The sequence below is a fragment of the Thermosporothrix sp. COM3 genome (assembly GCF_059696735.1).
In genome coordinates, this window is record NZ_AP019376.1 from 7,162,631 (window position 1) to 7,175,875 (window position 13,245).

A 13,245-nucleotide genomic window follows, 5' to 3' on the forward strand; every position below is an offset into this window, starting at 1 on the left:
AGTATGTAACGAACCATAAAGAAAAAACAAAGATTTTTTTGCCCTTTTCCCTAAAGGAATCTGATTGCCAGTCGACACTTGAGAAGAGGGGAGAGGTGAAGGGATTGCTATTTCGCTTCAAGGGATGGCATGATTGTGAGCTAAAGAAGAAAAAAAGAGCGCGGGATGCGGAGCTACAGGCACTGCGGTGCCCTCAAGGTATTATCAAAGTACTATCAAAAAATTAAATGGGAAAACCTGTTACTATTCCCGTTGGTCCTGCGTTCTTTCCTGATATAAGGCACCTGTTGAAAATTTCTAAGGGTTCTTTAATACTCGTTAAGGCGTCTCTAAGGATGTTGGCGAACAGTTCAACGTCGAACAGTTCAAAATAGGAAGTGTTGCTGCACATGGTTGGGATGAACGAATTCAATCGCACTTATCTACCAATTAACGCATACGGGGTCATTGGCGATTGTCATTCGGCCTTATTAATCGCTCCCGACGGTTCTGTAGATTGGGGGTGTCTACCGGACTTTGATAGCCCGGCCATTTTCTGTCGTTTGTTAGACGCTGATCAGGGTGGGTTCTTCCAGGTTGCGCCAGAGGATGCAACTATTCCTGGCATCCAGCGCTACTTGCGTGGAAGCAACGTTTTACAGACTCGTTTTACAAGCATTAGCGGTGAGATGCTTCTGACCGATTTTATGCCGGTCGAAACGTTGGAAGCCTGGCCCTATCGCGGCATGGACAACAATACCTGGACCCGTGAGGATGGTTCCTGCCATTGTCTGGTTCGGATTGTTGAATGTACTCATGGGGAAATGCCCATTCAGGTTACACTGAAGGCGACCCCGAATTATGCTGCTTCGCCGAGTGACATTTCTCTCGCTTCAGAGAATAAGGGAGTTGTGATCTCTGGCGGTGGTCAGCATCTGGGTCTTGCTGTTGTTGGCGCTCAGTTGCTTCCTTCGTATTCCATCAAGGTGGTACAGGAAGAAGGAGACCGCAATCCTTCAGTGGTGATCAACGTTACCCTCAGCGAGGGTGAGCGCCTGGCTTTTGCGCTTGGTGTTGGTCGCAGCGCTCAGGCGGCGCGTCGTCTGGTTGAGGATGAACTGCATCGTCGTAATTTTAATGTCGAGTTGGCTCGTACTCTGCACTGCTGGCGGCAATGGGTCGCGTCCAGTAATTATCGCGGTCCCTATGAAGAGTGGGTGCAGCGCAGCGCACTGGCGCTGAAGCTGATGACCTACGCCCCTACAGGTGCTATTGTTGCTGCTCCTACCACTTCCTTACCCGAAGAGCTCGGCGGCCTGCGTAACTGGGACTATCGTTTTACCTGGTTGCGTGATGCGACATTTACTCTCTATGCTCTTAATGTGTTGGGCTTCACTGATGAAGCGCGTGCCTTTACTCACTGGTTGCGCAACCTGACTTTTGTGGAGGGCGAGGCCTTGCAGATCATGTATGGCATTCGCGGTGAACGCGATCTCCCTGAAGTGGAGCTCTCTCACTTGAGCGGGTACTGTGGTTCCCGACCTGTGCGCATTGGTAATGGAGCTGCCAAGCAGAAACAGATGGATGTTTTCGGCGAGGTGCTGGACTGTATCCACCTCTATCGTCGTCAGGGCGGTTTTGAGCGCTATGGCGAGACGTTGCAGGGTCCCCTATGGGATCTGATGCGGGCTCTGGTAGAGCATGTGTGCGAGCACTGGCATGAGCCGGACAATGGTATCTGGGAGGTTCGCGGCGGCTATCGTCACTACGTCTACTCGAAGGTGATGTGCTGGGTCGCGCTGGACCGGGGTATTCGTGCAGCACAGCAATTGAATCTTGAAGCGGATCTGCCCCGTTGGATGATGGTGCGAGATCAGATCCGGGCCGATATCCTGACAAACGGGTATAATACGGAACTGGGAGCCTTCACGCAGTCCTATGGTGATACCGCTCTGGATGCTTCTAATCTGCTGCTGCCTCTCGTAGGCTTTATTCCGCCAGATGATCCGCGCATGCGCTCGACCGTTGACCGGATCATGGAAAAGCTGACCGATGAGCATGGGTTTGTGTATCGCTACCTTTCAGATGATGGTCTGGAAGGGCACGAAGGCACCTTCGCAATTTGTACGTTCTGGTTAGTCGATAATCTGGCTATGCAAGGCCGGGTTGATGAGGCGCGTTCGCTGTTTGAACGCTTGCTGTCATATGCCGGACCGCTTGGTCTCTTCTCCGAGGAAATCGATGCCTCGAATAAGGCGGCTCTTGGCAATTATCCGCAGGCATTTACGCATATCGCTCTTATCAATAGTGCTCTTAACCTTCGTAAGGCTGAACTGCGCCAGGCTGAACATCATGCTGGCCCGGTCGTTGCCGCGATTCATCTGAACAACCAGCAACGGTAAAATAGACAACTCATTATGATGTACAAAAAAGAAAGATGAGACCTGTACCTCTGTGAAGCTCTACAGGTTTCATCTTTTCTCTTTTTTTTGGGGGTGTCCTCTCCTGCTCTTTTCTTCTTTAGCGCTTGCTTCAGGCGAAACGACCAACCAACCAGGGAAGTGATATAATTGCAACGGCTGTGCTGTCCCATTGCTTACTGTGAGGATGGCGCGAGACTTTATTTCCATTTGAAGAAGAGGCAGGTGATTGCGATGAACGAGAATAGTTACAGTCAGCTTCCAATCGGGCCGAAAAAGAAAATTGCCCTGGTGGCACATGATAACAAGAAGGACGATCTGATCTCGTGGGCGCGATTCAATCGGGACGCGCTGGCTCAGCATACGCTGTACGCGACCGGAACGACGGGCATGCTGCTGACCAAAGAACTCGACTTACCCGTACATAGTTTCCAGAGTGGCCCACTCGGCGGTGACCTCCAGATAGGGGCTGGTATTGTGGAGCGAGCAATTGATTGTCTGATCTTTTTCTGGGATCCGCTGGAAGCGCAACCGCATGATCCCGATGTAAAGGCGCTGTTGCGGATCGCGGTTGTGTGGAACATTCCAGTTGCCTGTAATCGATCCAGCGCCGATTTTATCATTACTTCTCCGCTTCTTTCCTCTGAGTATAACCGGCTGCTTCCCCTTGAATATGAGGCGTATATTCGGCGTATGGAGAGTTAAAAGATGTGGCGCTCTTTCTCCTCCTGGCAAGTTATGGCATAATAGGGAGCATCATACTATGAGAGAGAGTTAAGGATTGTGACTGCCACGCATTACCCCACAGCGAGCTTAAAACCGCATCGTGATGAGAGCTTGCTTGGTGGGCATCTCTGGATCTTTTCGGGCGCTTTGCAGCAGCCACCTCACTGGGTGGAGCCGGGCGCTCTTGTCGATGTCAAATCAGCGCGGGGGCAGTTTGTCGCCCGTGGATACTATAATCCGCGTACTGATATTGCTATCCGTATTTTGACGCGTAATCCTGAAGAGGCGATTGATCAAGCGTTTTTGCGACAACGAATTCGGCAGGCCTTGCAATTGCGTGAGGTATTTGAGCCGCAGGAGACCAATGCCTATCGTCTGATTCACTCGGAGGGTGATGGTTTGCCTGGCCTCGTGGTTGACAGGTATGCGGATGTGCTGGTTGCGCAGACCCATACCCTGGGCATGGAACGGCTCTTACCGGATGTGATTGCGGCATTGCAGGCCGAGGTAGAGGTGAAGGGCATTCTGTTGCGCAATGAGGGCCAGGCACGCAGGCGTGAAGGCCTCTCTGTAGAGGCACCTATTGTCTCTGCCGGTGAGGTGCCGCAGCGGGTGCAGATACGAGAAAACGGAGTGCAGTTTCTGATTGATCCCTGGCAGGGACAGAAAACCGGTTTCTTCCTTGATCAACGTGATAAGCGCAAGGCCTTGCAGAAGTATGCACGAGGGAAACGGGTGTTGAACTGCTTTAGCTACTCGGGGGGCTTTTCGGTCTATGCGGCGCTGGCCGGAGAGGAAACGAGAACGGTGAGCGTAGATATCTCGGCTGCCGCTATTGAACTGGCCCGCGAGAATTTTGCATTGAATGGTCTTGATGCTGCCATGCATGACTTCTATACAGAGGATGTGTTCGACTATTTGGAGCGGGCCCGGACGGAGGGTCAGCTTTTTGATGTAGTTGTGCTTGACCCGCCCGCTTTTGCCAAGAATCAGGGGGCTCGTGCGCAGGCTCTCAAAGCATATCGGCGGCTGAATACTCTGGGTATGCAGGTCTTACGCCCCGGTGGCGTTCTGTTGACGTGCTCCTGTTCGGGCGTGATCGGACTGGATGATTTGCTTGGTGCCGTTTCGCTCTCAGCACAGCGTTTGCAGCGTAGTGTGCAGATGCTGGAAGTGTATACACATGGCGTTGATCATCCAACCAGCCTGGCAATGCCTGAGACGGGGTATCTGAAATCTGTATTCTGCCGCGTGCTTTAGCAGATGAAGTAGAGGAGAGCCACCAAGGAGAAGGTGTAGCTCTCCTTTTTGATGCTGCTCTATTCGTCGTACTGGAATGACCCTGAAATGACCTGGGCGGCCAGCCCTGAGAGATGCCCATAATCGGCCCAACATCTCAGCGTGCCTGAGACCTCTTCCTCGGTGGTCTCAAGGTCGAGCTCAGTTACCGAGCAGTTATGGTTGCCCGCAAGGTGTTCCTGTCCCAGGGACTGATGGCAGATTGCCAGCGCTGCGACCATAAAGAGACCGCCATGCCCCACCAGAATGATGCGTTTGTTCTGCTTGCCAAGCGTCATTTGCTTGAGGCCACGCCGCAGGCGATCGGCGACCATGAAGAGATTTTCGCCCTCGGGAAAGCGGCTCTCAAACTTGCCGGTGTACCAGTCCTGCAAGACCTGGTCGTGAATGCGCCAGTTCTCGACAGTGGGAGGCCTGCGTTCCAGATCACCAACACCGATTTCGCGGAACTCTTCCATAACGGTGATTGGAAGCCCGAGCTCATAGCCGATAATCGATGCGGTCTCCCGGGCTCGCTTGAGTGGCGACGCATAAATTTCATCTATATGCTTATCCCGAAAGAAGAGGCCGGTCTGATGGGCCTGGAGCACGCCCTTGTCGGTCAATGAATAATCAACCAGAATTGATGAAAACTCTTTGGTAATGTTGGCGGGATTCTCGCCGTGTCGGACAAGAAAAACAGTATTTCTGTAGATATGACTCATAGTTTTAGATGTTCCTTTTTATTGATACTCCGTTTTGCAGTGAACGGCTGCCCTTTTACTATACAGGAAAATTGGTTGAGTTGAAATGGGTGAGCTTGAGGAGTGCGATGGAGAGGGGACGCATTCGCCTTGTGATATGATACATATGTCGTTATTTCTTTGTACTGAGCAGCGGTAGCACTCAGTCAAGCTGAGTCTTTTTTCTACAGAATAGAGAGAAAGGTTGTAAAGGGGACGTATGGAATTTTCTGGCTCACAAACAATAGCAGCGCCTATCAAGAAGGTGTGGTCTTTTTTGCTCGATGTCAATAATGTGTTCTCCTGTGCTCCCGGCTTTCAGAGTATGGAAGTGTTGGGTGAGGAACACTGGAAAGCGCTGATCTCAGTAGGTGTTGGCCCGGTCAAAGCTAAATTCACGATGGACGTAACCCGTCCCGAGATGCAGGAACCCGAAGTGATGCTTGTCAAGGCGCGTGGTAAGGCTCCTGGCAGCGCGGTTGACCTTTCAGGCAAGATGAATCTGAGTGTGCTGGATGATACTCACACAAAGATGGACTGGAGTGCTCAGGTGAATATCAGCGGGACGATTGCCAGTGTAGGGGCAAGGCTTATCAAGGGGACTGCTGATAAAGTAACCTCACAGTTTTTTCAGTGCTTGCGCCAGAAGCTTGAGAGCGGAGAAGCCTGAGCAATATCCAGGACAAGAAAAAAGGTCCGGCCCGCATAGAGACCTATGCAGGACCGGGCCTTTTTGCTCATATAGAGCAACTAGCCAATGTTCTTCTCCAGGTTCTTGAAGATAGTACCAAGCGTGTTCTTCGCGATACCCTGGCCGATAGGATTGTTTGCAACGGCGACTGCACCTGCCAGTTCCGCATTTGCGTCATAGGACAGCAGAGTTCCGTCGGGTTCCTGCGTGAGCTGGATCTGTGCTACGGCATTGACGGAACCGCCAGTCCCGGAGCGCTGGACCTGAAGCTCAATGTAGTTGGGTTTCTGAACGCGGGCAAGGTTAATCACAATGCCATAGGGTCCCTTCAGACCAGGCAGCGGAGTAGAGATGTTCGCCTTGATGCGGTTCCCATCTAAATATTCGATAGATTCGCAACCTGGAATGCTTGCTTGAAGGACCTGAGGATTGAGAATTGCGTCAAAAACCTTGTCTACAGGTGCATGGAACTTGTGTGTACCGTTGAGTTTCATCCCGGAAATATCCTTCCTATCTACGAAGTCTAGCTTTATAAGCCCTATGTATCCCATCGTTTCCGACGGGATTGACTTTCTGATCTACTAGGATCAGGCTTTATTGTAGCGGTTTCGTCGCCGACTTTCAAGAAGTTAAATACTTTTTTCCTGAAATTCCTATCCAGTCTTTGAATGAAGGCTCCGCTTGTCAAGCTACCTGTTTGTTTTGTTTTAGTTGTACGCAGTTTTACACCCGGGGGGAAAAGGTAATCGCTGAAATAGAGGAATGACTGTCTTTTTAGAGGACCGGGAACACAATTATTTATCGTGTCAGGGACGTTGAAATAGCTCTATCCAAAGCAAACTGAACAATGGGAAGCGGCCTCTCAAGAGCTCCCGGTTTCTCAAAGGAAGAGAGGTATCTTGCTCTGCTTTTGTATAGAGAATCGTTGAACTATACAAGCGGCGCTGCATGCGAGAGATGAGGCATGTGCTATTATGGCTATCAATGCCTGAACTTGAGAAGACGTGTGTTATACTGCCTGTAAACGTTCCAAAATATATCTTTTGTAGATGGAAAGGTGAGAATTTGGGGGCTGAAATGTCGGTGTATAGAGAGCCAGAAGAGCAGCTTCAAAAGACGTGGTATGCTCGAACGGCCAGAGAGAGGCATGATCTCTCGGCTTCGATTGAAGCGGCTCTACGGGAGAAGGTACAGGATGCGGAGGGGGGTGGTGAAAGTACTTCCGCACGCGCTCTCATTCCTCCCCGCTTCAGTTTGCGACATCGGGCTATTCGTGCGGCTCCGTCATCGAAAGGTGCAACTACTACCAGAGCTTCGGCCAGGACGAAGGTGCCTACGCGGCCACAGCTTCCCGTTGTGGAAAAGCAGTCAAAGGAGCCTGTTACCTCGCCTCCGCGTAACCTGAATATCATTACACGCTTTATGAAGAAGATCTCGTCTTCTTTTGCGGCACAGCCACGCGAGCGAGTGACCGCAAGTGGCCTTGAAGAGACGGAACAGGAGGATACACGCCCGATTCGGATCATTTCGCCAGCACCGGAAATGCCGTCGCTTGGCTCACTACCTCAACAGGATTTTGTGGCGACGCCAGACGATCAATGGAGCAAGTTCAAGACGGTGGAGACGCCCGCTGTGAGCCCGTTTGTACCGGTTTGGCCAACGCCTATTCCCAGTTCCATGGGCTACATCGGGCCATCACAGTTTGGGACAGGACCACAGCGCCTGGCTGGACGAAATACAAAGATTCGCCTGGAAACTATTCCACAACAGAAGACCCAGGAGATGCCGACGTTAAAGCGGATCCGCTGTGTCGTGCCACCAAAGCCCGAGCAGCCCGCTGAAGCGATGACAAGCGCTCATATTCCGGCGGCGTTCTCGACCGGGCCTAAGAAAGCCACAAGCGCCCATATTCCGGTGATTGAGCGCTATAAAAGTCGAATCCTGCCAGCAATCAGGCTGCGGGAAAAGCAAGAGGAGCTGAAGCGGCAGCCCGTACATGGCTCGGGTGTCTTTGAACAAGGGCAACGTGATGTTTCGATTCATCTGCAAGCCGTCACAAGCAGTAGCGTCGTGTGGGTAACGTTGCTCTCTGATCCCGGCCCGGTTGTTGTGCAGTATGTCTCTCTTCAGCCAGAAGTTGGCTTCACGGTTCACCTTACTGCTCCAACAACGAAGCGGACAGCGTTCAATTTCGTCGTCTGGTAGGCGAACTCATCAGAGTTCACCTACCACCTCTGCACGCAATCTCTTGAAGAAGGCTTTCATGTAGGTATAGCGCTCCTTTGCCAGGTATTTCCCCGTGCTGGTCGTCATTCGTTCCGGCAGATTCCCGAAGAGGAGCTCAAATTCGATGCTTGGCGAGTAGTCAGGACGGCGACGCAGTTGCCGGATCGTTTGTGGTGCCACTGGCGTCTCGATCTCGGCGGGGAGCTCGGAGTAGACCTTCTGATTGTAGCGCCCGGTAATACAGAACAGCCGCCCGATACCGATCGCGCCAAGACAGTCTATTTTATCCGCGTCGTAGAGAATACGCCCCTCTAGCTGTGTGGGAACCTTGCCGCCTGTCATGCGATGTTCGCGAATAGCCTGTTGTACTGCCGGGATTGAATCCTGTGGGAACGGTGTCTGTGTGAGCAGATCGCCTGCCATCTCGGCACCAATCAGGGCGTGATCACCTCCGTGACGGCGTTCGCGCTCCTGCCCAATATCGTGAAAAGCGACGGCTGCCCAGATAATGGGCAGATTGCCCCCCTCTTGCTGTTGAATTGTTTCTGCCAGCGCCAGTACACGCGTTATATGGTCAAAGTCATGTGACGCATCCTGGCATTCCTCCTGTTCAAGCGCTTTTCGCGCTCGCTCCAGAATCCAGCTACGTAAAGAAGACATATTTATGAGGTTCCTTCTAACAGGGGTAATGTGATGATAAAGCAGCTTCCCTCACCTGGTATGCCACTACTTTCTACGCGGATCGTGCCCCCATGCAGATGGAGGAATTGCGCGACCAGATAGAGGCCCAGGCCGACGCCCCGTGATTGACTGTGTGAGATGTTGGGGGCGCGGTAAAAACGCTCAAAAAGGCGAGATTGAGCCTCAACAGGGATGCCAACGCCCTTATCCTCCACATGTACCTCTGCGACTAGTTTGCCATTATGCTGCCTCTTTTGGAGGGTAACTGTAATCGGCCCCCCTTGCGGGCTATATTTTATCGCATTTTGGAGCAGGTTGGCAAAAATCTGCGAGAGGCGTGCGCTATCACCTTTCACGCGGTATTCCCCTTCCTTCATGTTAAAGTGAAGTTGATGGATGGGAGAGGTTGTCGCATGATCTTCGACGGCTCGATGAATGATATCTGGCAGGTTGATCTCTTCTTCTTTGATGATAATCTGACCCTTATTCAGGCGAGTGACTTCGAGGAAGGTATTCACAATGTTGGTTAATTGATGGGCCTGATCATCAACGATGGAAATACTATCATGGAGCTTGGCACTGAGTGTGTTGTTAAGATCAGGATGTTTGTTCAGGTTGCGGGCCATCATCTGCACATGGGCGACAATAATGGTCAGCGGCGTGCGGAATTCATGGGCTGTGATGCTGAGAAACTCGTCTTTGAGCTCGTTTGCCTGTCGCATAATGGCCTCGTTCAGACGCGCCGTTTCGGCCTCCTGTTGCAGGCGGGCCTGTTCCACAATAAGGCCCGCAAACTGGGCAATCCCTTCCACAACCGTGAGGTCCCAGGAAGAGAAGAGCGGGTTGGAGAGTGGACGTGTTGAGCCTGACTGTCCCTCTTGCTCTTTTTGCAGGAGCAGGGAGCGATCAAGCAAAATAAGCCCTTGAAGCGTGCTATTATGCTTGATGGGCGCGGCGAGGATCATGGTTTCGTAGTAGGGGTTGGGATGTTCCGGGCATTGATCGCCGCTGATCAGGGTCACGTTCCCGGCCAGAATGCGCTGGCGGAAGCCGGCGTACTGGTCGCCCTCTGGATAGAGCCAACTTGCTTGTTCTTCCAGCCAGGAAAGTCCTCGTTCATCCTCAAAGCCAATGGCGATAAAGGGCACAAAGTCCTGTTGGTCCTCATTGTAACGCAGCACCATGCCCCGATTGCAATTTAACGCTATCAATGTGCGGGCAAGCAAGCTATGAAGGAGCTCTTCAATGTCGGTCTGACTGGAAATAGCCTCAGCTGCATGGAGGATCGTATCCAGGGCGCGCCGCACGCGCCGTTCAGCATAAACCTGCTCGGTGACATCACGAAAGGCGCAGACGATCCCCATTTGCGTCGCCGTATCTGCATAGACCGGGGCAACATTGACTTCAATAATACGGTCTATGTCGTCCATCTGGCGGCTGATATAGCGCTCTCCCCGGATATGTTCGCCTCGCAAGGCTCGCAAGAGCGGAAAATCTTCAGCCGGAATGGGTTGTCCTTGCAGAGTATAGGCGCGTTGTAGCCGGGTGATCTCAGCGGCTTGAATCGGTTTCTTGTGTGGAAGCGTGAGCAGGCGACGGGCCATACTATTGTGCATAATGCCAAATCCATCCATGTCAAGCACAAGGATGCCTTCGCTCATCGCATCAAATGTTGCTTTCAAGGTGTTGGCGCGTTCGGTTGCCAGGGTGGCGGCCTGATGGGCCTCCGCCAGAATCCGCGCTTTCTCGATTGCAAGGGCACACTGGGCTGCAATATCCAGCGCGAAGGCATAGTAGCCAGAAGTCGGAGTACGGGCTTCGCGGGGATAATTGATAAAGGCTATACCCAGACAGTGAGTGGTGGTGTCTTTTTGTTGTCCCGATTGCTGTTTCTCACCCACCAGAGGCACAATCATGCAAGCACTCGAACCAAGCAGTTGAAACCAAGCACGCTCTTCTGCTTCGGCCTGGTGTGTCCTGATGAAGCGCGGAGAACCTTCTATTGCCGCCTGTTCACAGGTCGGGAGCAGGGAAAGTGCGGGGGAAAGGGGAAAATCCGAGGCTGGTGCGATCGAGCCGCCGGTTCCTGTAACGATAAGGTGATCTGCATGCAGCAGCGCAATCACAGTACTTTCTGCTCCCATACCCTGCACCAGTTGCTCTGACGCGATATCCAGAATCGTCGCAAGTGCTTCTCCTGAATTGACGGCTGCGGCGACTTTATAAATAGATTGAGCGCGTTGGATCAGTCGTTCGGCTCGCATACGTTCGGTCTGGGCTTCCTGATAGAGGCGGGCATTGTGAATCGCAATGGCTGCCTGATGACCGATGGCCTGAGCCAGTTGTTGCTGTTCGGGAGAAAATGTGACCGTTTTGCCGGGATTATCCAGTGACATGACGCCAACGGGGCGGCCCTCACGGATCAGTGCGACCAACAATACAGAGTGTACAAAGAATTTCTCCGCGATGGTGCGCATAAATTGGCTTGAGGCTTTGCGTAGGTCAATAATCGAGAGGTGTTTGTGTTCCTGGTGGAAGAGCTGATGTACGACGGGGTCATTGTAGGGAAGGCGGCTCCGGTGCCAGATATAATCAGCTATTTGTAGCTTTTTGCCTCTTAATTGAGGCGTAGCGAAATGGTAGGCTGAAGGAAGAAAGACTCCCTGCGCTTCGTCAAGGAGCCAGACGGCGCACCGTTCCACCTCACATACTTCCGTCGTCCGTTTCACCAGAACCTGAAGGATTCGGGTTGGGTCCAGCGATGAGGCAAGCAGTTCAGATAATTCTCTCAACAGTTCGCTTTCACGCAGGGCATTGAGGAGTTGATGATGTTCCTCTCCACTCGTCGATAAAGGACGCTTATCAGGCATATTCTGACCTCGTCTGGAGATACAACCGGTACAGAGCGCTGTTGAAATGGTATTGCAAAGCTTTTGCCCTTGTATGGCTGTGTTTCGGGGTTTTTGAGAATCTCACTGGTTTGAGTGAAAGTGTAACAGATCCTCATGACGCACGTCAAGGAATATGCCGGTACAGGTAATGAGCGCTTTTTCCTGATACAATCTTCCTGCGCAGGCGCTGATGCGGCCTTCCAGTCTTGCAAAAAGCGCCTCCAGAAAGCTCTAGAGGCGCTGTAGGCTATACTATCTGGCGGGTTTCTTTTTCTGTTCGCGTCGCAGGTTGAGCCATTGGAGCAAAAAGGCCAGCGCGGTTCCCATGATGACTTCTAACAGGGTTGGATTGATAGCGGTTTTTCTGGTGGGTTTCTGTTTGCGCTGCTCTGGCTGGTGCTCTGCTTTGTTTGGCTGTTGCGCAATAGAGGCTGTACGCGCCTTTTCTGCCTGTTCTGTTGGAGTACTATCGACATAATGGGGCTCGCGTTGCGTTGTATTCAGGTGGAGCATGCCGCCCATTGTACTGATAAACGTAACCACATCGTTTGGAAGCGGACGGACCTTCTCGAAGAAGAAAGCGTTTACCTCTGCGCCGACTATTAAGATGACGGCGAAATAGTAGAAGAAGAGCAGAAGAATCACGGCAAAGCCTACCTGTCCTGTGTAGCTGCCCATTGAATGCTGAATGTAGAGCGGGAAGAGCAGCAGGAAGAGTTCGAGTGCAACGGCTGCAACAAGCGTACCACACCAACTGGTCCGAAAGCTGATTTTCTGATTGGGCATAATCGTGTAGATGGCGCCGAAAAGGATACAGCCAACCAGAATACCGCCCAGAACGCTACTCAGATAGGAAATGAGCGGGTTATGGACTACCGCTCCCAGGAAGGGAACCATCTTTAGGGCTGGATTGGAGCCAACCAGGCCGAGAATCAGCGTTGGGGCGCTGGCAGCGATAATCATGATGGGAACCAGCACGATAAAAAGCAGAAGCATAGAGATAGAAACCAGATTCTGTTGTAGAAAAGGGCGCGGGCGCAAACGATAGATGATATTCAAGCAGCCCTCAATAGTCACAAAGAGGCGTGAGCCGCTCCATATGGCCAGAATGACAGCGATTATGGCCATCGCCCATGCACTAGTTCTCAGGTGCTCGACCTGCTGAAACGCGATTGTCATTGCGTTCTGGTTGCCTGCCAGGCCCGGAAAAATGGTCTCAATTGGCTTGAGCATATCAGCGGGGTTGGTAAATGAGCCAAGCGTAAAGCCCAGAATTGCCAGCAGCGCGATCGCGATGGGCACCATTGACATAAGCAGGTTATAGGCCAGTAGGCCTGCCAGATTCATCGACCAGTCATTGTTAAACTTGGTAATAAATTCCTGGATGACATGAGTTTTTTTCTCAGTTTGTTTGACGATTTTTGCGTCGGCCAGTTTGTGCTCTAGTTTCTGGATCCCATCTTTCTGCATCCCATCTTTCTCCTTTCGATCCGCCGTGTATGGTGGTGCAAGAGTCACAATCGCATCCCTCTATGGATGAGAATTGTTTCTGTCTCAGTCGCTCTTCCTGTTTGAGAGTATCTATACAATTGTACTGAGCAGAGATATAT

The 13,245-nt window shown here is 51.9% G+C and carries 10 protein-coding genes; 5 read left to right on the plus strand and 5 right to left on the minus strand.

The features are described from left to right. Nucleotides 1-398 precede the first annotated feature (398 nt). The 3 genes from KTH_RS30665 (at nucleotide 399) to KTH_RS30675 (ending at nucleotide 4,385) form a co-directional block, all read left to right on the plus strand. Nucleotides 399-2,381: a glycoside hydrolase family 15 protein gene (locus tag KTH_RS30665; protein ID WP_497622681.1), complete on the plus strand. Its 1,983-nt coding sequence runs from the start codon at nucleotides 399-401 to the stop codon at nucleotides 2,379-2,381. A gap of 252 nt (nucleotides 2,382-2,633) precedes the next feature. Continuing rightward, on the plus strand, nucleotides 2,634-3,104 hold the full coding sequence (locus tag KTH_RS30670) for a methylglyoxal synthase (RefSeq protein WP_111322671.1): 471 nt from the start codon (nucleotides 2,634-2,636) through the stop codon (nucleotides 3,102-3,104). Between the two features lie 78 nt (nucleotides 3,105-3,182). Then, nucleotides 3,183-4,385, plus strand: a complete 1,203-nt coding sequence (locus KTH_RS30675; RefSeq protein ID WP_497622683.1) for a class I SAM-dependent rRNA methyltransferase — start codon at nucleotides 3,183-3,185, stop codon at nucleotides 4,383-4,385. A gap of 59 nt (nucleotides 4,386-4,444) precedes the next feature. On the opposite strand, the gene KTH_RS30680 is transcribed toward KTH_RS30675, so the two are convergent. Beyond that, entirely contained in the window at nucleotides 4,445-5,128 is a 684-nt protein-coding gene (locus tag KTH_RS30680; protein ID WP_497622685.1) for a histidine phosphatase family protein, read from the minus strand. Nucleotides 5,129-5,366: 238 nt separating this feature from the next. Here KTH_RS30680 and KTH_RS30685 point away from each other — a divergent pair, with 238 nt between their 5' ends. Beyond that, nucleotides 5,367-5,816: an SRPBCC family protein gene (locus KTH_RS30685; RefSeq protein ID WP_497622687.1), complete on the plus strand. Its 450-nt coding sequence runs from the start codon at nucleotides 5,367-5,369 to the stop codon at nucleotides 5,814-5,816. Nucleotides 5,817-5,896: 80 nt separating this feature from the next. Here KTH_RS30685 and KTH_RS30690 read toward each other — a convergent pair whose 3' ends face one another. Further along, complete coding sequence (locus tag KTH_RS30690; RefSeq protein ID WP_170142590.1) at nucleotides 5,897-6,331, minus strand: SRPBCC family protein; 435 nt, start codon at nucleotides 6,329-6,331, stop codon at nucleotides 5,897-5,899. A 583-nt stretch (nucleotides 6,332-6,914) separates the two neighbouring features. On the opposite strand from KTH_RS30690, the gene KTH_RS30695 reads away from it, so the two are divergent. Beyond that, a complete protein-coding gene (locus tag KTH_RS30695; RefSeq protein WP_497622689.1) occupies nucleotides 6,915-8,042 on the plus strand; it encodes a hypothetical protein in 1,128 nt (375 codons plus the stop codon). Nucleotides 8,043-8,051: 9 nt separating this feature from the next. Here the strand turns inward: KTH_RS30695 and KTH_RS30700 are convergent, their stop codons facing one another. The 3 genes from KTH_RS30700 to KTH_RS30710 all read right to left on the minus strand — a co-directional run bounded on the left by KTH_RS30700 (nucleotide 8,052) and on the right by KTH_RS30710 (nucleotide 13,105). After that, nucleotides 8,052-8,723, minus strand: a complete 672-nt coding sequence (locus KTH_RS30700; RefSeq protein WP_111322571.1) for an HD domain-containing protein — start codon at nucleotides 8,721-8,723, stop codon at nucleotides 8,052-8,054. A 2-nt stretch (nucleotides 8,724-8,725) separates the two neighbouring features. Beyond that, nucleotides 8,726-11,614 carry a sensor histidine kinase gene (locus tag KTH_RS30705; protein WP_497622691.1) on the minus strand — a complete coding sequence of 963 codons (2,889 nt, stop codon included), beginning with the start codon at nucleotides 11,612-11,614 and terminating at the stop codon, nucleotides 8,726-8,728. A gap of 273 nt (nucleotides 11,615-11,887) precedes the next feature. Beyond that, nucleotides 11,888-13,105, minus strand: coding sequence for a YihY/virulence factor BrkB family protein (locus tag KTH_RS30710; RefSeq protein ID WP_497622692.1), 1,218 nt, complete (start codon nucleotides 13,103-13,105; stop codon nucleotides 11,888-11,890). Nucleotides 13,106-13,245 lie beyond the last annotated feature (140 nt).